The 24238-nt window shown below is 60.4% G+C and carries 14 protein-coding genes; 6 read left to right on the top strand and 8 right to left on the bottom strand.

All coding sequences use genetic code 11. The features are described 5' to 3' along the window. Positions 1–31: 31 nt before the first annotated feature. The 4 genes from ligA to BK660_RS17295 all read right to left on the bottom strand — a co-directional run bounded on the left by ligA (position 32) and on the right by BK660_RS17295 (position 7866). Complete coding sequence (gene ligA / locus BK660_RS17315) at positions 32–2389, bottom strand: NAD-dependent DNA ligase LigA (protein WP_123434275.1); 2358 nt, start codon at positions 2387–2389, stop codon at positions 32–34. A 213-nt stretch (positions 2390–2602) separates the two neighbouring features. Continuing rightward, positions 2603–3457, bottom strand: coding sequence for a cell division protein ZipA (gene zipA, locus BK660_RS17305; protein ID WP_027921742.1), 855 nt, complete (start codon positions 3455–3457; stop codon positions 2603–2605). Positions 3458–3715: 258 nt separating this feature from the next. Next, positions 3716–7204 carry a chromosome segregation protein SMC gene (smc, locus tag BK660_RS17300; protein WP_123434274.1) on the bottom strand — a complete coding sequence of 1163 codons (3489 nt, stop codon included), beginning with the start codon at positions 7202–7204 and terminating at the stop codon, positions 3716–3718. 2 nt (positions 7205–7206) lie between these two features. Next, positions 7207–7866, bottom strand: coding sequence for a GntR family transcriptional regulator (locus BK660_RS17295; protein WP_123434273.1), 660 nt, complete (start codon positions 7864–7866; stop codon positions 7207–7209). Between the two features lie 266 nt (positions 7867–8132). Between BK660_RS17295 and xdhA the strand changes: the two genes are divergently transcribed. The 4 genes from xdhA to guaD all read left to right on the top strand — a co-directional run bounded on the left by xdhA (position 8133) and on the right by guaD (position 14257). Further along, positions 8133–9587, top strand: coding sequence for a xanthine dehydrogenase small subunit (xdhA, locus tag BK660_RS17290; protein ID WP_123434272.1), 1455 nt, complete (start codon positions 8133–8135; stop codon positions 9585–9587). Next, positions 9580–11979, top strand: coding sequence for a xanthine dehydrogenase molybdopterin binding subunit (gene xdhB, locus BK660_RS17285; RefSeq protein ID WP_123434271.1), 2400 nt, complete (start codon positions 9580–9582; stop codon positions 11977–11979). Before xdhA ends, xdhB begins: the two co-directional genes overlap by 8 nt. 119 nt (positions 11980–12098) lie before the next feature. Next, the gene (gene xdhC, locus BK660_RS17280; RefSeq protein ID WP_123434270.1) at positions 12099–12944 is read left to right on the top strand and encodes a xanthine dehydrogenase accessory protein XdhC; all 846 of its coding nucleotides are present in this window, start codon (positions 12099–12101) and stop codon (positions 12942–12944) included. Positions 12945–12952: 8 nt separating this feature from the next. Beyond that, entirely contained in the window at positions 12953–14257 is a 1305-nt protein-coding gene (gene guaD, locus BK660_RS17275) for a guanine deaminase (RefSeq protein ID WP_123434269.1), read from the top strand. Between the two features lie 168 nt (positions 14258–14425). Here guaD and BK660_RS17270 read toward each other — a convergent pair whose 3' ends face one another. Beyond that, positions 14426–15190 (bottom strand): GntR family transcriptional regulator, encoded by a 765-nt coding sequence (locus BK660_RS17270; protein ID WP_123434268.1) that lies wholly within the window; start codon positions 15188–15190, stop codon positions 14426–14428. A gap of 353 nt (positions 15191–15543) precedes the next feature. Here BK660_RS17270 and BK660_RS17260 point away from each other — a divergent pair, with 353 nt between their 5' ends. Next, positions 15544–16734 carry a benzoate/H(+) symporter BenE family transporter gene (locus BK660_RS17260; RefSeq protein ID WP_123434267.1) on the top strand — a complete coding sequence of 397 codons (1191 nt, stop codon included), beginning with the start codon at positions 15544–15546 and terminating at the stop codon, positions 16732–16734. Positions 16735–16791: 57 nt separating this feature from the next. Here the strand turns inward: BK660_RS17260 and BK660_RS17255 are convergent, their stop codons facing one another. Beyond that, positions 16792–17136, bottom strand: a complete 345-nt coding sequence (locus tag BK660_RS17255; protein WP_007896965.1) for a YggL family protein — start codon at positions 17134–17136, stop codon at positions 16792–16794. Between the two features lie 236 nt (positions 17137–17372). Between BK660_RS17255 and dacB the strand changes: the two genes are divergently transcribed. Continuing rightward, entirely contained in the window at positions 17373–18833 is a 1461-nt protein-coding gene (gene dacB / locus BK660_RS17250; RefSeq protein ID WP_123434266.1) for a D-alanyl-D-alanine carboxypeptidase/D-alanyl-D-alanine endopeptidase, read from the top strand. 135 nt (positions 18834–18968) lie between these two features. Here the strand turns inward: dacB and BK660_RS17245 are convergent, their stop codons facing one another. Both BK660_RS17245 and rlmKL read right to left on the bottom strand, forming a co-directional pair. Continuing rightward, entirely contained in the window at positions 18969–21368 is a 2400-nt protein-coding gene (locus BK660_RS17245) for a sensor domain-containing diguanylate cyclase (RefSeq protein ID WP_123434265.1), read from the bottom strand. 142 nt (positions 21369–21510) lie between these two features. Beyond that, positions 21511–23781 (bottom strand): bifunctional 23S rRNA (guanine(2069)-N(7))-methyltransferase RlmK/23S rRNA (guanine(2445)-N(2))-methyltransferase RlmL, encoded by a 2271-nt coding sequence (gene rlmKL, locus BK660_RS17240; protein WP_123434264.1) that lies wholly within the window; start codon positions 23779–23781, stop codon positions 21511–21513. Between the last annotated feature and the right edge of the window lie 457 nt (positions 23782–24238).

Genomic DNA, 24238 nt, shown 5'->3' with positions numbered 1-24238 from the left:
TCCGACAAGCTCCCTCGCCACAGGTTTTGTGTCAGACCAAAATGCCGTGCTTACTGAGGAACTCGACGAACGCTTCTTCATCGAGCACCTTCAACCCCAGCTCGTTGGCCTTGGCCAACTTGGAACCCGCTCCCGGCCCCGCCACCACGCAATGGGTCTTGGCCGACACCGAGCCCGCCACCTTGGCACCCAGGCTTTCAAGCTTGTCCTTGGCGACGTCGCGGCTCATCAACTCCAGCGAACCGGTCAGCACCCAGGTCTGTCCGGCCAGCGGCAATCCTTCGACGACTTTCTTCTCGCTCTGCCAATGCATGCCGAAATCGCGCAACTGCTTCTCGGCAGCCTCAGCGAGCAGGCGATTGTCCTCGACCGCAAAAAACTCGCGAACCGAATTGGCCTGTTTCTCCGGCAACGCCTGACGCATGTCCAGCCAATCCGCACCGAACACACCTTCCAATGAACCAAACCGATCCGCCAGTTTCTGCGCCCCACCCGGTCCGACCGAAGGAATGTGCAGCTTGTCGAGAAACCCGCCGAGCGTGGTGCTGGCCGCGAACTCGGCCCCCAACTTGCCCTGATCCTGAATCTGCAGGTCGTGCTTGAGCAGGTCCTCGATCACTTGCTGGTTATGCGCATCTTCAAAGAAGCTGTGGATCTCGTGAGCCACTTCCAGGCCGACGTCCGGCAAGTACGTGAGCACGTGCGGCAATGCCTGCTGAACCCGCTCCAGCGACCCCAGAGAACGCGCCAGCACCTTGGCCGTCTCTTCGCCGACATCGGGAATCCCGAGGGCGTAGATAAACCGCGCCAGGCCCGGCTTTTTGCTGTCTTCGATCGCGCTCAGCAACTTGTTGCTCGAAACCTCGGCAAACCCTTCCAGATCGACAATGTCGTCGAACTTCAGGGCATACAGATCCGCCGGCGACCTCACCAGGCCTTCATCGACCAGTTGCTCGACGCTCTTGTCGCCCAGGCCTTCGATGTCCATGGCACGACGGGAAACGAAGTGAATGATCGCCTGCTTGAGCTGCGCACCGCAGGCCAGGCGACCGACGCAGCGGTACACCGCGCCCTCGCTGACGGTCTCGCGGCCTTTGCTGCGCTTGACCAGCTGCGTGCGCTCGACCTGCGAGCCGCACACCGGGCACTGCTCGGGAATCTGTACTGGCCGGGCATTGTCCGGACGCCGCTCGAGCACCACTTGCACCACTTGCGGAATCACGTCGCCCGCGCGACGGATGATGACGGTGTCGCCAATCATCAGACCCAGCCGCGCGACCTCATCCATGTTGTGCAACGTCGCGTTGGCCACGGTGACACCGGCCACTTTGACCGGTTTCAAGCGCGCCACCGGCGTGACGGCGCCGGTACGGCCGACCTGGAACTCGACGTCGAGCAACTCGGTGAGTTCCTCCATGGCCGGGAATTTGTGCGCGATTGCCCAGCGCGGCTCGCGAGCGCGGAAACCCAACTCACGCTGAGAGGCGATGCTGTTGACCTTGAACACCACCCCGTCGATTTCATACGCGAGCCCGTTGCGGCGTTCGCCGATGTCGCGGTAGTAATCCAGGCATTCGTCGATGCCGTGCGCCAGTTTCAGCTCATGACTGATCGGCATGCCCCACACCTGAAGCTGCTTGAGATTACCAATGTGCGTGTCGGCAATATCGGCCGAAATCTGGCCGATACCGTAGCAGCAGAATTCCAGCGGACGGTTGGCGGTGATCTTCGAATCCAGCTGTCGCAAGCTGCCGGCTGCCGCGTTACGCGGGTTGGCGAAAGTCTTGCCGCCGACTTCTAGCTGGCTGGCGTTGAGCCGCTCGAAACCGGCCTTGGACATGAACACTTCGCCGCGCACTTCCAGGGTCGCCGGCCAGCCGGTGCCGTGCAGTTTGAGCGGGATGTTGCGCACGGTGCGCACGTTGACGCTGATGTCTTCGCCGGTGGTGCCGTCGCCACGCGTCGCGCCGCGCACCAACACACCGTCCTGATACAGCAAGCTGACCGCCAGGCCATCGAGCTTGGGTTCGCAACTGTATTCCACCGCCGCACCGCCACCGAACAGATCGCCGACCGGCAAGTCCAGACCTTCCGTCACCCGACGATCGAACTCGCGCATGTCGGTTTCTTCGAAGGCGTTGCCGAGGCTGAGCATCGGCACTTCATGACGCACCTGGGTGAACGCCGACAACGCCGCACTGCCGACGCGCTGGGTCGGCGAATCGCTGGTGATCAGTTCCGGATTAGCCGCTTCGAGGGCCTTGAGCTCGTGGAACAAACGATCGTATTCGGCATCCGGAATACTCGGCTCGTCCAGCACGTGATAGCGATAGTTGTGCTGATCCAGCTCAGCACGCAGCTCTAGAATGCGGTTTTTGGCGGCGGTCATGGGTGTTCTCTCATAAAGCAAAAGAGCAGCCGAGGCTGCTCAATTCTTAAATACAGTAGCTTAAAGCTATGGACACTGTGGCGAGGGAGCTTGCTCCCGGTCGGCGGCGAAGCCGTCGTAAAATCAGCGCATGCGGTGTATCGGAATAAGGGCCGCTTCGCAGCCCAGCGGGAGCAAGCTCCCTCGCCACAAGAGCCCGCTCCGACTTTTATATCAACGCTTCTGGGTCAACGCGCGGCGTTCGAACTCAACGATGCGCTGACGGTAATGCTCAATCGTCTGGGCGGTCAGCACGCTGCGCTGGTCGTCTTTCAGTTCGCCGTTCAGCTCCTGGGACAGTTTGCGCGCTGCGGCCACCATCACGTCGAAGGCTTGCTTCGGATGACGCGGGCCAGGCAGACCGAGGAAGAAGCTCACGGCCGGGGTGCTGAAGTGGTCGATGTCGTCCAGATCGAAGATGCCCGGCTTGACCGCATTGGCCATGGAGAACAGGACTTCGCCATTACCGGCCATGCTTTCGTGGCGGTGGAAGATGTCCATCTCGCCGAAACGCAAACCGCTTTCCAGAATGTTCTGCAACAGCGCCGGGCCTTTGAAACCAGCGGCGTCGCGGCAGATCACGCTGATCACCAGCACTTCTTCAGCTTGTGGCTGATCTTTTTCAGTGACCGCTGGCGAGGCTTTGGTGTCATCCGGGAAATCGTCGTCGCGGCTGCTGAAGCTCGGGCCGCCATCCAGATCCAGGCTGAGGTTCATGTCGCCCTGCGACGGTTCGCCATGGCCACGCTTGCCGCGCTTGGAACCCGACTCACGCGGTTCACGGGCAGGCATGCTCACCGACGGCAGATCGTGCTCGTCCAGTTGCGGTTCTTTGTGCGTGTCCAGCACACGGGGCGGGCCCAACAGCTCGGCGCTGGTGTCCTCGTCCGGCAGATTGGACAAACTTCGGTCAAGACGGAATTTCAGTTTTCCCTTGCCGCCGCGCATACGGCGCCAGCCATCAAAAAGAATACCGGCAATGACAATAATGCCGATGACGATCAGCCACTCGCGCAGACCGATTTCCATGTAATCCCGTGCCTCTATAAAAAATGCTGAAAAATAAGGGGTTTACAACTCGTAAACCGCTTTAAAACGTGGCGCCAACTCTATGTTCTGACAGGCGTTTTGCCCACGTATACGAAAAATTGACATTAAACTAGCACGACCAAAGGCAACTTTACACCGTCTGTCACCATGGCTTTAGCGAATATGTCGATTGGCCAGCAAGTAAGACCCGGTAAAAACGTCCTACGGCCTGGCAATACCCGTCCTACAGACGCCGACTCAGGCGTCCACCATCGCCATCGCCTCCTCGACATCCACTGCCACCAGACGCGAGCAACCCGGTTCGTGCATCGTCACACCCATCAGTTGATCGGCCATTTCCATGGCGATCTTGTTGTGGGTGATGTAGATGAACTGCACCGTCTGCGACATTTCCTTGACCAGCCGTGCGTAGCGTCCAACGTTAGCGTCATCCAGCGGTGCGTCAACTTCATCGAGCATGCAGAACGGCGCCGGGTTCAACTTGAAGATCGCAAAAACCAGCGCCAATGCGGTCAGGGCTTTTTCGCCACCGGAGAGCAAATGGATGGTGCTGTTCTTCTTCCCTGGCGGCTGCGCCATGATCGTTACCCCTGTATCGAGTAGATCTTCGCCCGTCAGTTCCAAATACGCGCGCCCTCCACCGAAAACTTTTGGGAAAAGCGCCTGTAAACCGCCATTGATCTGATCAAAGGTATCTTTGAAGCGGTTGCGGGTTTCCTTGTCGATCTTGCGAATCACGTTCTCGAGCGTGTCCAGCGCTTCCACCAGATCATCGTTCTGCGCATCCAGATAACGTTTACGCTCGGATTGTTGCTGGTATTCGTCGATGGCCGCGAGGTTGATCGCACCGAGACGCTGAATGCGCGCGGCAATGCGTTCGAGTTCTTCTTCGGCGTCCTTCTCGTTCGCCTCGGCCGTCAGCGTGGCAAGCACGCCGTGCAGGTCGTAGCCGTCTTCCAGCAATTGATCTTCGAGGGTCTTGCGGCGCACGGTCAGGGCTTGCCATTCCATGCGCTGGGTTTCCATCTGGCCGCGAATCAACTGCGACTGCTGCTCGGCCTGGTTACGCCGTTTTTCCGCATCACGCAGTTCACGGTCAGCGTCTTCCAGGGCGATCTGCGCGGTCTTGAGTTCTTCGTCGACGGTCATGCGCTTGTCGAGCAGTTCTTCCAGTTTCAGCCGCAGCTCTTCCAGCGGCGCCTCACCCTCTTCCAGATTGAGGCTGAGCTGTTCGCGTTTTTCGGTCAGACGCTCGGACTGCATTTCCAGCCGTTCCAACGCCTGACGCGTCGAGTCGTGTTGCGCCTTGAGCGAGCCGAGACGCACCGCGAGTTGATGCGCATGATCCTTGTGCTGCCGGGCTTCCTGGCGCACCCGATCGAGGCGCTCGCGCAAGCTGTCGCGCTGGGCCAGCAGCAACTCACGCTGCTCGGTGTCGAGCGCCATGGCGTCGAGGGCTTCCTGCAATTGCAGGCGCGCTTCGCCAATGTTTTCGTGTTCCAGCGCACGCTGTTCGCTCAGTTCCGCGAGCTCTTCGTCGAGGCGCGTACGACGCAGCGTCAGCTGTTCAGCCTTGGCTTTGCCGGCGGACAGTTGAGCTTTCAACTCACCTTGCTGACGCGCTTCGTCTTGCAGCAGTCGGCGCAGATGCTCGCGACCGTTTTCCTGCTGACGCTGTTGCGCCCTGAGCGTCTGAAGTTGGGTTTCCAGGGTCTCGACCGTGGCTTCGCGCTCTTCACGCTCCTCGGTCAAGCGCTGGATTTCCTGACCGCGCGCGAGTACACCGCTTTCGGCTTCGCTGGCCCGTCGCACGCGTAAAAAGTGCCGACCGACCCAGTAACCATCATGGCTGATCAGACTCTGCCCAGCGGTCAATTGACTGCGCAACGCCAGCGCCTGTTCGAGGCTGTCGACCGGTTTGACCTGCCCCAGCCACGGCGACAGATCGATCTGCGCCTCGACCTTGTCGAGCAAGCTGCCCGGCACGCGCACGCCATCAGTGGCCGGGCTGAGCAAGCGCAAATCGCCCTGAACAAAACCAGCCAGATCGAAGTCGCCGAAATCATCGACCAGCACCGCTTGCAGGTCGGCGCCGAGCACGGTTTCCACCGCCAGCTCCCAACCTGCTTCCACCTTCAGCCCTTCGGCCAGGCGCGGGCGATCCGCCAGATGCTGCTCACGCAACCATTCGGCGGTGCCGGTGCCCGGATCGAGCGCAGCTTGCTGCAAGGCTTCAAGTGAGGCGAGACGACCGTTGAGGCGCTGCAAATCGCCTTGCGCCTGCTGCTGATTGTGCAACGCGAGTTGCAATTCCTGACGCAGTTGCTCAAGGCGTTCGACCTGGGCTTCTTCGCTGGCCTGCAAATCTTCAAGCGTGGCTTCACTGGCGGCCAACTGCTCGCTGAGTTCCATGATCGCCGCGTCTTCCGGGTCCGCCGAGAGCAACGCGCGCTCTTCGCCGAGACGCTTCTGCCGGTCGGCCAGACGCTCCATGCTGGTTTCCAGCTGCTGGATGCGTGACTGCTGCACTTCGGATTGGCGACGCGGCTCGGCGGCGGTCAGGTTGAACGTGTCCCACTGCTCCTGCCAGCCGTGCATGGTGGTTTCGGATTCTTCCAGCGCGGCAGCGGCTTCTTCGGCGGCGGCGCTGGTGACTTCCTGCTCTGGCGTGAGCATGTCGAGTTCTTCGCCGAGGGTCAGCAACAGTGTGCGGTCGTGACCGAGATGCGATTCGGTTTCCAGACGTGCGCGCTCGGCTTCTTTCAGATCGTCCTGCAACTGACGCAGACGCTGCTGACCGTGCTGGATGCTCTGCTCGACCCGGGCGATGTCGCCACCGACCGAATAGAAGCGCCCTTGCACCAGATTGAAGCGTTCGGACAGGTCATGGTGCCCGTCCCGGAAGCGTTCGATGGCGGCATCGGCGTTGCGTTGCTCGGCGACCAGCGCTTCGAAGGTGACTTCCTGGTTGCCGATTACCGCTTCGCGCTGACCGACCTGTTCGTTCAGCGCCTGCCAGCGCAAGGCTGACAACTGGGCCTTGAGCTGGCGCTCTTCGCCTTTGTATTCCTGATACTTTTTCGCGGCTTCGGCCTGACGGTGCAAGCGTTCGAGCTGACGCTCAAGCTCTTCACGCAAGTCGGTCAGGCGCGCCAGGTTTTCGTGGGTGCGACGGATGCGGTTTTCAGTCTCGCGCCGGCGCTCCTTGTACTTGGAGATGCCCGCCGCTTCTTCAATAAAGTTGCGCAGGTCTTCGGGCTTGGACTCGATCAGCTTGGAGATCATCCCCTGCTCGATGATCGAGTAGCTGCGCGGGCCGAGGCCGGTGCCGAGGAAGATGTCGGTGATGTCGCGACGACGGCATTTGGTGCCGTTGAGGTAATAAGTGGTCTGGCTGTCGCGGGTCACTTTGCGGCGAATGGAGATTTCCGCATAGGCGGCGTATTCGCCGAGCAGCGTGCCGTCGGAGTTATCGAACACCAGCTCGATGCTGGCCTGACTCACCGGTTTACGGCTGGTCGAACCGTTGAAGATGACGTCGGTCATCGACTCGCCGCGCAAGTTCTTGGCCGAGCTTTCGCCCATCACCCAACGCACGGCGTCGATGATGTTCGACTTGCCGCAACCATTGGGCCCGACCACTGCCGCCATGTTGCTGGGGAAGTTCACCGTGGTCGGGTCGACGAAGGATTTGAACCCCGCCAGTTTGATGCATTTGAGCCGCACGCTTAAGCGTCCGTCAGGGCAGAAACCACCAGATCGGCGCTGCGCTGGGCATACGCCGTCAGCACTTCGCGGATCTGCGGAAAGTCACGGGCCAGCACGGCAGCGAGCAGGCGCTCGAACAGTTCGAGAAATTCGCTCATCGACGCCTTGCGCTGGTCGAGGGCGAGGAAATACGCGCGGCTCATGGCCGGCTGCAGATTCTCGACGGTTTCCTGCAAGTACGGGTTGTTGGCGAACGGGTACGCGGCGCGCATTACGTTGAAGCTGTCGTCGACGAAGGTGCGGATGTCCTGACGCTCGTAGCTGGCGGCCAGGCGTTGCTGGATCTGCACGAACGGCGCCATGTCGGCCTGGACTTTCCAGCCGCTGGCCACGGCGTTACCGAGCAAGATGTACAACTCGCTCATCAGCGTGCACAGGCTCTGGACCTTGTGCGCCGTGAGTTCGGTGACATGGGCGCCCCGTCGCGGCAGGATCGCGATCAGGTGGCGACGCTCGAGGATCAGCAAGGCTTCACGGACCGAGCCACGGCTGACATTGAGGGCCAGCGTGACCTTCTGTTCCTGAATGCGCTCCCCGGGCTTCATTTCGCCGCGAATGATGCGTTCGGCGAGGTGGTGAGCGATTTGCTCGGCGAGGCTGTCCGGCGCCTTGAACGTCATGGTTGTCCTTCAAACTCTTCGATCTGCACAAGCGGCGCAGTGTAACCCAGTTGATAGGTCATGGCGCAGGGCCCACTCGGCGGTTTTGGCACGATTCAAGCAAAAAAGCAGGTGTGTGCGTGAGGGTCAATACTGAAGCAATGAGGTGTTTGCCGACAAAATGCTATTTCCTGACCTTTAAGTCAGAAAATCATTGACCGAAAAGTCAGACCTGCTAAATTCGGTTCAAGTCGGTTAACAACAATAATGAGTCTGCGAGGCCTTCCGTGATCCAGTTTTTACTTAACCAGGAACTCCGTAGCGAGCACGCCCTGGACCCAAACCTGACCGTGCTCAATTATCTGCGCGACCATGTGGGCAAACCCGGCACCAAAGAAGGCTGCGCCAGCGGTGACTGTGGCGCCTGCACCGTGGTGGTCGGTGAGTTGCAAACGGATGACGATGGCCGCGAACACATTCGCTATCGCAGCCTCAACTCGTGCCTGACGTTCGTGTCGTCGTTGCACGGCAAACAACTGATCAGCGTTGAAGACCTCAAGCACCAGGGCGAACTGCACAGCGTGCAGAAAGCCATGGTCGAATGCCACGGTTCGCAATGCGGCTTCTGCACCCCGGGCTTCGTCATGTCGCTGTTCGCCCTGCAAAAGAACAGCGATGCACCGGATTCTCACAAGGCTCACGAAGCGCTGGCCGGCAATCTGTGCCGTTGCACCGGCTATCGGCCGATCCTGCAAGCCGCTGAGCAGTCTTGCTGCGGCAAACAACCGGACCAGTTCGATGCGCGGGAAGCCGACACCATCGCGCGCTTGAAAGCGATTGCCCCGACGTCCATCGGCGAGCTCAACAGTGGCGACAAACGTTGCCTGGTGCCGCTGACCGTCGCCGACCTGGCCGACCTCTACGACGCTTATCCACAGGCGCGGCTGCTGGCTGGTGGCACGGATTTGGCGCTGGAAGTCACGCAGTTCCACCGCACCTTGCCGGTGATGATCTACGTCGGCAACGTGGCCGAGATGAAGCGCATCGAGCGTTTCGACGATCGCCTGGAAATCGGCGCTGCCACCGCCCTCTCCGACTGCTATGAAGCGTTGAAGGCCGAGTACCCGGATTTCGGTGAATTGCTGCAGCGTTTTGCCTCGCTGCAGATCCGCAACCAGGGCACCCTCGGCGGCAACATCGGCAACGCCTCGCCCATCGGTGACTCACCGCCCCTGCTGATCGCCCTGGGCGCACAAATCGTCCTGTGCAAAGGCGAAACCCGGCGCACCCTGGCCCTGGAAGATTACTTCATCGATTACCGGGTCACCGCGCGCCAGGAAAGCGAGTTCATCGAGAAGATCATCGTGCCGCGTGCCAGCGCCGAACAACTGTTCCGCGCCTACAAGGTGTCCAAGCGTCTGGACGATGATATTTCCGCTGTGTGCGCCGCATTCCAGATCCGTCTGGAAAACGGTGTGATCGCCGATGCCCGCGTCGCCTTCGGCGGCATGGCGGCCATCCCGAAACGCGCCAGCGCCTGCGAAAAAACATTGCTCGGTGCGCCGTTCAACAACGCCACCGTCGAACGCGCCTGCGCTGCACTGGCCGAAGATTTCACCCCGCTGTCGGACTTCCGCGCCAGCAAGGAATACCGCCTGCTCAGCGCGCAAAACCTGCTGCGCAAATACTTCATCGAACTGCAAACACCGCACATCGAGACCCGGGTGACCGCTTATGTCTAATCATCACGCTGTAGAGAAGACCCAAGCCGAACTGGCTGAACTGTTCGCCAAGGACCTGACCACCGGTGTCGGCCGCAGCGTCAAGCATGACAGCGCCGCCAAACACGTGTCCGGTGAAGCGCAGTACATCGACGACCGCCTGGAGTTTCCGAACCAGTTGCACGTTTACGCACGCCTGTCGGACCGCGCCCACGCGAAAATCATCAGCATCGACACCAAGCCCTGCTACGCCTTCGAAGGCGTGCGCATCGCCATCACCCATGAAGATGTGCCGGGCCTGAAAGACATTGGGCCGCTGTTGCCGGGCGACCCGTTGCTGGCGATTGATGACGTGCAGTTCGTCGGCCAACCGGTACTTGCCGTTGCAGCCAAAGACCTCGAAACCGCACGCAAGGCCGCCATGGCCGCGATCATCGAATACGAAGATCTCGAGCCGGTGCTGGACGTGGTCGAAGCCCTGCGCAAACGCCACTTCGTGCTCGACAGCCACACCCATCAGCGCGGCGATTCGGCCAATGCCCTGGCGACTGCCGAGCATCGCATCCAGGGCACGCTGCACATCGGCGGCCAGGAACACTTCTATCTCGAAACCCAGATCTCTTCGGTGATGCCGACGGAAGACGGCGGCATGATCGTCTACTGCTCGACGCAGAATCCGACTGAAGTACAGAAACTCGTCGCCGAAGTGCTCGACGTTTCGATGAACAAAATTGTGGTCGACATGCGTCGCATGGGCGGCGGTTTCGGTGGCAAGGAAACGCAAGCCGCGAGCCCGGCCTGTTTGTGCGCCGTGGTCGCGCACCTCACCGGCCAGCCGACCAAGATGCGCCTGCCACGTGTCGAAGACATGCTGATGACCGGCAAGCGTCACCCGTTCTACGTCGAGTACGACGTCGGCTTCGACAGCACCGGTCGCCTGCACGGCATCGCCCTGGAACTGGCCGGCAACTGCGGTTGTTCGCCGGACTTGTCGGCCTCGATTGTCGACCGTGCGATGTTCCACGCCGACAACTCGTACTACCTGGGTGACGCGACCATCAACGGTCACCGCTGCAAGACCAACACCGCATCGAACACCGCGTATCGTGGCTTCGGTGGCCCGCAAGGGATGGTCGCGATTGAAGAAGTGATGGACGCGATTGCCCGTCATCTGGCCCTCGATCCATTGGCGGTGCGCAAGGCCAACTACTACGGCAAGACCGAGCGCAACGTCACGCACTACTACCAGACCGTCGAGCACAACATGCTCGAAGAAATGACCGCCGAACTGGAAGAAAGCAGCCAGTACGCCGAGCGTCGCGAAGCGATCCGTCGCTACAACGCCAACAGCCCGATCCTGAAAAAAGGCCTGGCGCTGACCCCGGTGAAATTCGGTATTTCGTTTACCGCGAGCTTCCTCAACCAGGCCGGCGCGCTGATCCACGTCTACACCGACGGCAGCATCCACTTGAACCATGGCGGCACCGAAATGGGCCAGGGCTTGAACACCAAAGTCGCGCAGGTTGTGGCGCAAGTGTTCCAGGTGGAAATGGACCGCGTGCAGATCACCGCGACCAACACCGACAAGGTGCCAAACACCTCGCCGACCGCTGCGTCCAGCGGTGCTGACCTGAACGGTAAAGCGGCACAGAACGCCGCTGAAATCATCAAGCAGCGCCTGGTCGAATTTGCCGCGCGGCACTACAAGGTCAGCGAAGAAGACGTCGAATTCCACAACGGTCACGTGCGGGTTCGCGATCACATCCTGACCTTTGAAGCGCTGATCCAGCAGGCGTATTTCGCCCAGGTGTCGCTGTCGAGCACCGGGTTCTACAAGACCCCGAAAATCTTCTACGACCGCAGCCAGGCCCGTGGCCGCCCGTTCTACTACTACGCCTTTGGCGCCGCGTGCTGCGAGGTGATCGTCGACACCCTGACCGGCGAGTACAAGATGCTCCGTACCGACATCCTCCACGACGTCGGCGCCTCACTGAACCCGGCCATCGACATCGGCCAGGTCGAGGGTGGTTTCATCCAGGGCATGGGCTGGCTGACCATGGAAGAACTGGTGTGGAACAACAAGGGCAAACTGATGACCAACGGCCCGGCCAGCTACAAGATTCCGGCCGTGGCGGACATGCCGCTGGACCTGCGGGTGAAGCTGGTGGAGAACCGCAAGAACCCGGAAGACACGGTGTTCCATTCCAAGGCTGTGGGTGAGCCGCCGTTCATGCTCGGCATCGCGTCGTGGTGTGCGATCAAGGACGCCGTGGCGAGCCTTGGCGACTACAAGCATCAACCGAAAATCGATGCGCCGGCGACCCCGGAGCGGGTGTTGTGGGGGTGTGAGCAGATGCGGCAGTTGAAGGCGGCGAAGGCTGAGGAAGCCGAAACCGAGTTGGCTTCGCTCTGATACCGAGGCGCGGCCAATCGTTAGCAGGCTAGCTCCCACATTTGGAATGCATTCCCCCTGTGGGAGCTAGCCTGCTAGCGATGAGGCCCGGATAGACAACACAGATGTCGAGGTGAAACATGTACAACTGGATCGACGCCCTCGCCGACCTGCAATCCCAGGGTGAACCCTGCGTGTTGGTGACCATCATCGAAGAGCTCGGCTCGACGCCGCGCAATGCCGGTTCGAAAATGGTCATCAGTGCCACCCAGGCCTTCGACACCATCGGTGGCGGGCATCTGGAGTACAAGGCCATGCAGATCGCCCGCGACATGCTCGCCAGTGGCAAGCAGGACACGCACCTGGAGCGCTTCAGCCTCGGCGCGAGCCTCGGCCAGTGCTGCGGCGGCGCGACGGTGTTGCTGTTCGAACCAATGGGTCAGGTCCAGGCGCAGATCGCCGTGTTCGGCGCCGGTCATGTCGGCCGCGCATTGGTGCCGCTGCTCGCCAGCCTGCCCTGCCGGGTGCGCTGGATTGATTCGCGGGATGATGAATTCCCGGAACAGATCCCTCACGGTGTACGCAAGATTGTCAGCGAAGAACCCGTGGATGAAATCGACGACCTGCCCGCCGGCAGCTACTGCATCGTCATGACCCACAATCACCAACTCGACCTCGAACTCACTGCCGCGATCCTCAAGCGCAACGACTTCGCCTACTTCGGCCTGATCGGTTCGAATACCAAACGGGTGAAGTTCGAACATCGCCTGCGCGACCGTGGATTCGACAGCAGCGTCGTGCAACGCATGCGCTGCCCGATGGGCATCGGCGAAGTCAAAGGCAAGTTGCCTGTGGAAATCGCCATCTCCATCGCCGGCGAAATCATCGCCACCTATAACGCGAATTTCGGCCAGCAGACCGCCAGCGCCGGATCATCGATTGCCAAACTGCTGCCTGCTTCACGCCGCAGCCAAGCCTCCCATTGAGAACCCCCATGCCTCTGACTCGCAAAGCTTACCGCGCCGCCATCCTGCACAGCATTGCCGACCCTGCCGAAGTTGGTATTGAAGCCTCGTACGAGTATTTCGAAGACGGCTTGCTGGTGATCGACAACGGCCAGATCAGCGCGCTCGGCCACGCCAGCGACTTGCTGCCGACCCTGCCAGCCGACATCGAGATCACCCATTATCAGGACGCGCTGATCACCCCCGGTTTCATCGACACCCACATTCACTTGCCGCAAACCGGCATGGTCGGTGCCTACGGCGAGCAATTGCTTGACTGGCTGAACACCTACACCTTCCCGTGCGAAAGCCAGTTCGCTGATAAAGATCACGCCGACGAAGTCGCGGATATTTTCATCAAGGAACTGCTGCGCAACGGCACCACCACCGCGCTGGTGTTCGGCAGTGTGCACCCGCAATCGGTGAACTCGTTTTTCGAGGCGGCCGAACAGCTCGACCTGCGCATGATCGCCGGCAAGGTAATGATGGACCGCAACGCGCCGGACTACCTGACCGACACTGCCGAATCCAGCTACGTCGAAAGCAAGGCGCTGATCGAGCGCTGGCACGGCAAGGGCCGCTTGCACTACGCGGTCACCCCGCGTTTCGCCCCGACCAGCACCCCGGAGCAACTGACCCTCGCCGGCCAGTTGCTCAGCGAATTCCCTGATCTGTACATGCAGACGCATATCAGCGAAAACCTGAAGGAAGTCGAGTGGGTCAAGGAGCTGTTCCCGGAGCGTAAAGGCTACCTGGACGTCTACGATCACTACCAATTGCTCGGTGAGCGCTCGGTGTTTGCCCACGGCGTGCACCTGTGCGACGACGAGTGCGCACGACTGGCGGAAACCGGCTCGGCCATCGCCTTCTGCCCGACGTCGAACTTCTTCCTCGGCAGCGGTTTGTTCAACCTGCCGATGGCCGAGAAGCACAAGCTGAATGTCGGTGTGGGCACGGACGTTGGCGGTGGCACCAGTTTCTCGATCCTGCAAACCTTGAACGAAGCGTACAAAGTCATGCAGCTGCAAGGTGCGCGTCTGAGCCCGTTCAAATCGCTGTACCTGGCGACTCTCGGCGGTGCGCGGGCGCTGCGTCTGGAGGATAAGATCGGCACCTTGAAACCGGGCACCGATGCCGACTTCCTGGTGCTGGATTACAACGCCACGCCGTTGCTGAGCTATCGCTTGAAGCAGGCGAATAACATTGCCGAGACGTTGTTTGTGTTGATGACGCTGGGGGATGACCGGACTGTTCTGCAGACGTATGCGGCGGGGAATCAGGTGCATCAGCGCTAGTTTTCTTCGGGCAATAAAAATCCCCCGCACTGTTCAGTCCGGGGGATTTTTATTGCCGTTGAGGCCGCCTTCGCGAGCAAGCCCGCTCCCACATTAAACCGAGTTCTCCCAGCAGGATGCAGTCGAATGTGGGAGCGGGCTTGCTCGCGAAGGGGGCAACCCGGTGTATCAGAGTTTCGCAGCCGACCGCCCAGGCTTCTTGGTCTGCAACAAATGCGAGAACACCGCGTGCAAATCATCCGACGCACTTTCTTCGTCGAGGTTGAGTTTGCTGTCGATGTGATCCATGTGATGCATCATCAAATTCACTGCCAACTCACCGTTGCGTGCTTCGATGGCGTCAATCAACTGGGTGTGCTCGTCGTAGGAGCAGTGCGAACGGTTGCCACTTTCGTACTGGGCAATGATCAACGACGTCTGCGACACCAGGCTGCGCTGGAAGCTGATCAGCGGCGCATTCTTCGCCGCTTCAGCGAGTTTCAGGTGGAACTCGCCCGACAGACGGATGCCTGCGCCGCGATCGCCACGGGAGAAGCTGTCGCGCTCGTCGTTAACCATTTGTCGTAATTCGGCGAGATCTTCGGCGGTGGCGTGCTGCACGGCCAGTTCAGTGATCGCTCGTTCCACCAGGCGGCGCGCGAGGAACACCTGGCGAGCCTCTTCGACGCTCGGGCTGGCGACGACCGCGCCACGGTTCGGACGCAGCAGCACGACACCTTCATGGGCCAGGCGCGAGAGCGCACGGCGGATGATGGTGCGACTGACCCCGAAAATTTCCCCCAGCGCTTCTTCGCTCAACTTGGTGCCGGGCGCCAGACGCTGTTCGAGGATGGCCTCGAAGATATGCGCGTAGACAATATCGTCCTGGGTCCCGCTGCGGCCGGCTTTGCCTGCTCGCGGTTGTTTTTTTAGGGGCTGCAACTGTTCGTTCATGGGCACTCGAGTCGGGAGAACTGCGGCGAATTGACGGTGACTGTAATACGGCACAGTGGGTCGCTGGCAAGTATCGCGTAAAAAACACCGCGATTGTACACAATGGAGGGTGGCAACACGACTGTACGGCTGTTTGTCGCTTCCGCTGTATTGCAACGATCCCTTACGTTTGAGTTTAGGCTTGAACCCAGAATCTGCCGCTCGAACACAATCCCCTGTGGGAGCGGGCTTGCTCGCGAAGGCGTCGTATCATTCGACATTGATATCGACTGACACGACGCCTTCGCGAGCAAGCCCGCTCCCACAGGGTTCAGCGGCGTTTCAGACATCTTTATAAAAGGAACACCGCTGTCATGAACGACGCCACGCACACGCAGCTCCGACCACTGGCCGACACATCCCCGTCGGCCATCGTCGCCGGCTTCATCGCGATGATGACCGGTTACACCAGCTCCCTGGTCCTGATGTTCCAGGCCGGACAAGCGGCGGGCCTGACCAGCGGGCAGATTTCGTCGTGGATCTGGGCGATCTCGATTGGCATGGCGGTGTGCTCGACCGGCTTGTCCCTGCGTTATCGCACGCCCATCACCATCGCCTGGTCGACCCCCGGTGCGGCGTTGCTGATTACCAGCCTCGGCGGTGTCAGTTATGGCGAAGCCATCGGCGCCTACATTACCTGCGCGGTGCTGGTGACGATTTGCGGCCTGACCGGCAGCTTCGAACGGCTGGTGAAAAAAATTCCAGCCTCCCTGGCCGCCGCGTTGCTGGCGGGGATTCTGTTCAAGATCGGCAGCGAGATTTTCGTCGCTGCCCAGCATCGCACCGGGCTGGTGCTGGGCATGTTCTTCACCTATCTGGTGATCAAGCGCCTGTCGCCGCGTTATGCCGTGCTGGCCGCGTTGTTGATCGGCACGGCGCTGTCAGGGTTCATGGGGTTGCTGGATTTCAGTGGCTTCCATCTGGAAGTGGCGACGCCGGTCTGGACCACCCCGCACTTCTCGCTGGCCGCGACCATCAGCATCGGCATTCCGCTGTTCGTGGTGGCCATGACCTCGCAGAACATGCCGGGCATCGCCGTGCTGCGCGCCGACGGCTATACCGTACCGGCCTCGCCATTGATCACCACCACCGGCATCGCCTCGTTGCTGCTGGCCCCGTTCGGCTCCCACGGCATCAACCTGGCGGCCATCAGCGCAGCGATCTGCACCGGGCCGCATGCCCATGAAGATCGCAACAAGCGCTACACGGCGGCGGTCTGGTGCGGGATTTTCTACGGGATTGCCGGGGTGTTCGGCGCGACATTGGCGGCGTTGTTTGCCGCACTGCCGAAAGAGCTGGTGCTGTCAATTGCAGCGCTGGCGTTGTTTGGCTCGATCATCAATGGCTTGAGCATTGCGATGACCGAGGTGAAAGAACGGGAAGCGGCGCTGATCACCTTTATGGTCACGGCGTCGGGGCTGACGTTGTTTTCCATCGGTTCGGCGTTCTGGGGAATTGTGGCGGGGGTGTTGACGCTGGTGATTTTGAATTGGCGTAAAGCCTGACAAGCAAAATCCGCGCATAAAAAAACGGCGACCCTTGGGTCGCCGTTTCTTATTACATCAAGCTACCGGATTGATCGGCTTTTCCGGGTACCAGACGTCGATCAGCGGGCTGACGGTTGCTTCGGTCAGTTCGCTGCGGCCTTTGAGCCAGGCTTCAACAGCAGCGCGCTGCTCTTCGGACACCGAGCCACGCTTCTGCAGGCAAACCAGACCGAAGTCGTCGCCGCCAACATAACCCAGACCGTTGGCTTCCATGGCTTCTTTCAGGAACGCGTCGAGGAAAGCATCAATGGCTTCATCAGCCAAATCTTCTTTGAAATCCAGGTTCAGTTCGAAACCCAGCTCTTGAAATTCATCGACGCACAGTTTTTTGCGCAGACGCTGGGAACGGTTAGTCGCCATTGGAACAATCCTCATAAGTAATAACGGGCGGCACTTTAGCAGTTTAAGCCGCTAATTGCCCGACTCTCTGGGGTGCATCGCTGACCGCCGGTAAAAAAATAGCAGATTTGAAGGCCATGGCACGGCACACGCTTTCAAGCCTTGGGGCATAATGCCGACACTTTCATGACCACTGAGGGATTTTATCGCCATGCCCTCGTCTTTTTTTCCCCCTCGGCTGTAGGGTTTTATTACACATGATCAAATCTTTGCGTCCATTGTTGCTGGCCAGTTTCATTCTTCCGCTGGCCCTCTCCGTTTCCGCCGCTCCGATTAACACTGCGCTAACACCCAACGTCGAAAAGGCCCTCAAGGCCAGCAAGTTGCAGGACAGCGCCTTGTCGCTGGTGATGATCCCGCTCACCGGCCCGGGTACACCGACCATTTACAACGCTGACGTTTCGGTCAACCCGGCCTCGACCATGAAGTTGGTCACCACCTATGCCGCGCTGGAAATGCTCGGCCCGAACCACCAGTGGAAAACCGAGTTCTACACCGACGGCACCCTCAGCGGCGGCATCCTCAATGGCAACCTCTACCTCAAGGGTGGCGGCGATCCCAAGCTGAACATGGAAAAACTCTGGCTGCTGATGCGTGATCTGCGTGCCAACGGCGTGACGCAAATCACCGGCGACCTGGTGCTGGACCGCAGTTTCTTCGTGCAACCGCAGTTGCCCGAGTTCAATGACGATGGCAATGACGAGAACAAGCCGTTCCTGGTCAAGCCCGACTCGCTGATGGTCAACCTCAAGGCCCTGCGCTTTGTCGCGCGTAACGACGGCGGCCGGGTGTTGGTGTCAGTGGAACCGCCGATTGCCAGCATTCGCATTGAAAATCAGGTCAAGGCTGTCAACTCCAAGCAATGCACCGGCGGCGTGCGCTACAACCCGGTGACCCAGGCCGATGGCAGCATGACCGTAACGGTCGGTGGCCAGTTGGGCGATGGCTGCAGTTCCCAGACGTACCTGTCGCTGCTTGATCACGCGACCTACACCGCCGGCGCCGTACGGGCTATCTGGAAGGAGTTGGGCGGCAGCATCCAGGGCAAGGACGTGCTGGCGGCCACTCCTGGCAATGCAAAATTGCTGGCCCGGGCTTATTCGCCGGACCTGGCGGAAATCATCCGCGACATCAACAAATACAGTAACAACACCATGGCTCAGCAGCTGTTTCTGAGCCTGGGCCAGAAATTCCGCACCGATGCCGATGGTGACGATGCCAAGGCTGCCCAGCGCGTCGTGCGTCAATGGCTGGCGAAGAAAGGCATTACCGCGCCGCACCTGGTGATGGAAAACGGTTCCGGTCTGTCTCGCGCCGAACGCGTCAGCGCCCGTGAAATGGCAGCGATGCTGCAAGCCGCGTGGCACAGCCCGTATGCCGCCGAGTTCATCAGTTCGATGCCGATTGCCGGCACCGACGGCACCATGCGCAAACGCCTGAAAACTACCGCGATGCGCGGCGAAGCCCACGTCAAGACCGGCACCCTGAACACCGTACGCGCCATCTCCGGCTTCAGCCGCGACGTCAATGGCAACACGTGGGCAGTGGTGGCGATCCTCAACGACAAGGCACCGTTTGGCGCGTCGTCGGTACTGGATCAAGTGCTTCTGGACCTGTATCGCCAGCCAAAACTGCCGGATACGGCGTCGGTGCTCTAACCCGATCTACAGCTCACCGTAAATCAACTGTGGGAGCGGGCTTGCTCGCGAATGCGGTGTATCAGTCAATTAAAATGTTGAATGACGCACCGCATTCGCGAGCAAACCCGCTCCCACAGGGGGTTGTGTCAGGCGTTAGGTTTTCTGCGCTTCAACCCGATCACGTCCCGCCTGCTTCGCCGCATACACCCCCGAATCCGCTCGCAGCAACAGCGCATCCGCCCCCTCCCCGACGCGCCAACTGGCGATCCCGAAACTCGCGGTAACGAACCCCACGCTGTCGATCGGTGAACTGCGCAGCCCTTGCCACAATTGCATGGCTAGCACGTGCGCCTGCTCGCGGTCGGTGTCCGGGCAGAGCACCATGAACTCTTCACCGCCAAGGCGACAGAACACGTCCGTACGCCGCAGCCGATGACCGATGCGCTCGCACACGGCCTGCAACACCCGATCCCCCACGGCGTGGCCATGTTGGTCATTGATGCGTTTGAAGTGGTCGATGTCGAGCATGATTACCGACAGTTCGCCCACGCCACGCTGGACCCTCGCCATTTCGGTGGTCAGGCGCTCCTGGAAATAACGGCGATTGTGGATCCCGGTCAGCGAGTCGGTGATCGACAGCGCGCGCAGTTCCTCTTCCACTCGTTTCAGGTCAGAGATGTCGGAAATGTAGCCATGCCAGAGCACGCCGCCACCGGGCAGTTCTTCAGGGGTTGCCTCACCGCGAACCCAGCGCAGGCCGCGCATGGGCAGTTGCACACGGTATTCCTCGCGCCACGGGCTGAGGGTGTCTGCCGAGGCGCGAATCGAGGCACGGACCCGGGTCGTGTCCTGTGGATGGATGCGCGTGAAGATCGCTTCGGCATTGAGCAGTAACACGTCCGGTTCGAGTTCGTAGATCTCGCGAATACCGTCGCTGGCATAGATCACACTGAAGCGGCCGTCGAATTCCATCTTGAATTGGTAGATGCCACCGGGCACATGGGCACTGAGTTTCTTCAACAACAGGTCCCGTGCCGCCAGCGCCTCATGCACGCGCTTGCGCTCGGTAATGTCGATGCAGATCGCCAGGTGACCGACCCACAGTCCCTGCTCGTCGAGCACCGGAGTGGCGAGCATGTTCACCGCCAGATGGCTGCCATCGCTGCGCACCAGCGTCCACTCGCGCGCTTCGCTACCGCCCTCCTCTGCGCCTTCGACCAACATCGCCTGACAGGTCGGAATCGGTTTGCCATACCGCGCACTCAACTCCGCGGCCCGTGCCGCCAGTTCCCGGGGGAGGTGCAGGTTTTCCAGGGTCATGTGCCCCACGACCTCGACGCTGGCGTAACCCAACATCTGCTCGGCGCCGGCGTTGAACGTGCTGATGATCCCGCGCAGGTCGGTGGCGATGATCGCCACTTGAGTCGCCGCATTCAGCACGCCGCGCAACTGGCCGTGGGTGCCGCGCAACTCTTGCTCACGGGCCCGTAGTTCTTCGGTCCGTTGCTCTACCATTTTCAGTGCGCGCTGACGCTGGCTGACCAGCACATACAGCAGCGCGCTGAGCAGCAGACTGAGCAAACCGCCCAGCACCATCAGGGTCGTCACCGAGGAATGATTGGCCTGTATAAAGGCTCCGCTCGGCGTGATGTCGACCTGATAATCGTGATCGGCCAATCGCAACAGCCGGCTCGCGGACAAATCACTGGGCGCCGGTGGGTTGATAGATTCGTAGAGCACTTCGTGCTGATCATCGATCGACAAGTCGAGAATGCGCACCGAAAGATAGTCGTAGTTGGCGTCCGGCAATCCATCGGCCAGCAGCTGGCGCATGCTGATCACCGCCATCACATAACCGAAGGGTTTTACCCCCGCAGCGCTGGGTGGGTTACGCGCCATCACCGGGGCCACCAGCAGCACGCCACGCGCATAGGCTGGCTCGATGCTGACCAGATGCATCGGCTGCGACACCGCCATGGTGCCCAGTTTGTCCGCACGCTCAAGGGTGGCGCGGCGCATCGGCTGGGCCAGCAAGTCGTAACCCAGCGGCGATCCCAGTCGACTTTGCGTCTGGCTGTACAACACCGCCACGTATTCATCGCGCTCGGCGGCCAATTGCAGTTGACCGTTGCCGTCGAGTTCACGAAGGGTGAAATTGCTGAAGCCCTCGTCCCGCACCTTTTGCTCGAATGCCGCGCGTTCGGCACGGGTCACTCGGGCCGCGAAGGAATAGGCCTGGGTTCGGTGCAACAGGGGTTGGGTGTAGCCGTCGAACTCCTCGCGGGAGACCGAGTCGGAATTGGCGAAAAACCGGCGCAGACCGTCGAGGCGCTGCTCCTGGTCTTCGAAACGTTCTTCAATGCGGCTGTAACGCTCACTGGCCAGCAGCTGGAAGCGTTGCTTGAGCTGATGGTGAAACACATTGACCGTCGACCAGGCCAGTAACCCGGTGAGCACGCCACCCATGAGCAATACCAGCAGCGCGACCAGCCAGGCCGACACATCTTCGCTGATAAAGCCCAGGATCTTGGGGCGTACGGCCTGAAACGACATAAAGGCAACTCAAAATGCCAGGTGCCGGAAAAGCCCATTGGCCATGAGTGAGTTATAGCCATTAGCCACTAATTTGGCCAGCACTGAAATGGTCCAAGAGCCTTTAAAAATCAAGGCTCTGTGGATCCAATCAGTTCAAGTGTCAACGCGCGGTGATTTTCCAGGCACGGTGGATCTTGCCATTACGGGCGAAATCCGGATCGATGGTCTGGGCGGTGATTTCTTCAACGGCGTAACGCTCGGCGAGGTTTTCCTCAAGGGTGAACTTGCGGAAGTTGTTGGAGAAGTACAACACACCACCGGGCGCCAGACGCGCCATGGCCAGGTCGATCAACTGCACCTGATCGCGCTGCACGTCGAAGATCCCTTCCATGCGCTTGGAGTTGGAGAACGTCGGTGGGTCGATGAAGATCAGGTCGTATTCGTCACGGCTAGCCTCGAGCCAGGCCATCACGTCACCCTGCTCCAGACGGTTCTTGTCAGAGAAACCGTTCAGCGACAGGTTGCGACGCGCCCAGTCGAGATAGGTTTTCGACAGGTCGACGCTGGTGGTGGTGCGTGCGCCGCCCTTGGCCGCGTGAACACTGGCGGTCGCGGTGTAGCAATACAGGTTGAGGAAGCGCTTGCCGGCCGCCTCTTTCTGAATGCGCATGCGCATCGGGCGGTGGTCGAGGAACAGCCCGGTGTCGAGGTAGTCAGTGAGGTTGACCAGCAGCTGCACGCCACCTTCATTGACCTCGACGAATTTGCCCTGCGCCGCTTGGCGTTCGTACTGCTTGGTGCCGCTCTGACGCTCGCGACGCTTGACCACCACGCGGCTCTTGTCGATGTTCAAGGCCTGCGGAATCGCGGCCAGGGCATCGAACATGCGGGCCGAGGCTTTTTCCGGATCGATGGATTTCGGCGCGGCGTATTCCTGGACGTGGACCCAATCCTGATACAGGTCAATGGCCATGGAGTATTCCGGCATGTCGGCGTCATACACGCGATAGCAGTCGATGCCTTCACGCTTGACCCACTTGCCCAGCGCCTTGAGGTTTTTCTGCAAACGGTTGGCAAACATCTGCCCGCCTTCGCTCAGGCGCGGTTGCTCGATCACCGGTGCGGGGGCCGGGGTCGGTTTGATCGGGTTGCCGTTTTTGTTGTATTTGCGTTCTTCCGGCTCGCTCGGCGCCTGATCATAGGCCGCCTGCTCGCGCTCGACCTGACGCTGTTCCGGGGTGCGACGCTCGCCGGTGACGAACTGGTCGGGCGTGACCTTGATCAGCAGCAGCTTGCACGGCAGTGCGCCGTTCCAGAACGAATACTGTTTGTGGCTGCGAATGCCCATGCGCTTGCCCAGGTCCGGGGCGCCGGTGAACACCGCGGCTTCCCAGTTCAGGCAGGCCTGACGCAGACGCTCGCCGAGGTTCTGATAGAGGTAGAGCAAGCTCGCCTCGTCGCCCAGACGCTCGCCGTACGGAGGGTTACAGATGACCAGGCCTTTCTGGTTCTGGTCCGGACGCGGCTCGAACGTACCGACTTCGCCCTGGTAGATCTTGATCCACTCGCTCAGGCCGGCACGCTCGACGTTGTTGCGGCCCGGTTGAATCAGGCGCGGGTCGGCTTCGTAGCCGCGAATCCACAGTGGTGGCTTGGCCAGGCCGGCCGCGCAACGCTCGGTGGCTTCTTCATGAAGTTTTTTCCACAGCGCCGGGACGTGACCCAGCCAGGCGGTGAAGCCCCACTGCTCGCGACGCAGGTTCGGCGCCATGTCGGCGGCAATCATCGCTGCTTCGACGAGGAACGTACCGACACCGCACATCGGGTCAGCCAGCGCGCCGCCTTCGGCCGCAATGCGTGGCCAGCCGGAACGGATCAGGATTGCGGCCGCGAGGTTTTCCTTCAGCGGCGCCGCGCCTTGCTGCAAGCGATAACCGCGCTGGTGCAGGCTGTGGCCGGACAGGTCGAGGGAAAGAATCGCCTCGCCACGGTCCAGGCGCAGGTGAATACGCAGGTCCGGGTTGAGTTTGTCGATCGACGGGCGGTCGCCTTGCGGGGTGCGCAGTTTGTCGACGATGGCGTCTTTGACTTTCAACGCGCCGAAGTGGGTGTTGTCGATGCCCGAGCCATGACCGCTGAACTCGACGGCCAAGGTGCCGTCGTTGAGCATGTGGTCTTGCCACTCGATGTCCAGCACGCCGTGGTACAGGTCTTCGGCGTCCTTCATCGGGAAACGCTTGAGCACCAGCAGCACCCGGTTCGCCAGACGCGACCACAGGCACAGGCGATAAGCGGTTTCCATGGTTGCCATGCCGCGCACGGCGGAGGTGTGCTCACGTGCTTCTTCAAGGCCAAGCCCGACGGCTTCCTCGATCAGCAGGCCTTCAAGGCCTTTGGGGCAAGTGAGGAAGATTTCGAATTGATCGGACATTGGAATTTCAGAGCCTTTGGCTAAGTGAACCGACAACGCATTGCCGGTCCGGTTTTCAATCAGGCGCTTTTCTAAAAGAGCGCCCGCGTGGCACGAAGGTGTGCCGTCCCACCTGTGCTGCTCAGGTTAGAAGAGCTTAGATGCACAGGCAGATAAAAAAGTTGACGCAACAAAATGTCATAAGGCGACCCTTCGTCGAATAATGCTTCTGCGCAACAGAAGTCATTCTCACTAAAGGATTAACCCCGTCATCCTGCGGGGGGCTGATCATACAGGGCTTTGACCAATAAACACGGGCAAACATCGTGTTACTTATGGCCATAGCATCTTTATGGTTACGTCCTTATGACAAAACGATCATTCCCTCGATGTGACGCATTGGTTAGAACTCAACACAGGTTGACGCCGCAACGACGTCAACACCTTGGCTCGCGACGCCGGCAGCGGGCCCCAACGG

This window comes from Pseudomonas brassicacearum (genome assembly GCF_003732265.1).
GTDB lineage: Bacteria > Pseudomonadota > Gammaproteobacteria > Pseudomonadales > Pseudomonadaceae > Aquipseudomonas > Aquipseudomonas brassicacearum_D.
The sequence above is the reverse complement of the archived record's forward strand: the minus strand, read 5'-3'. Positions and strand labels throughout refer to the sequence as shown.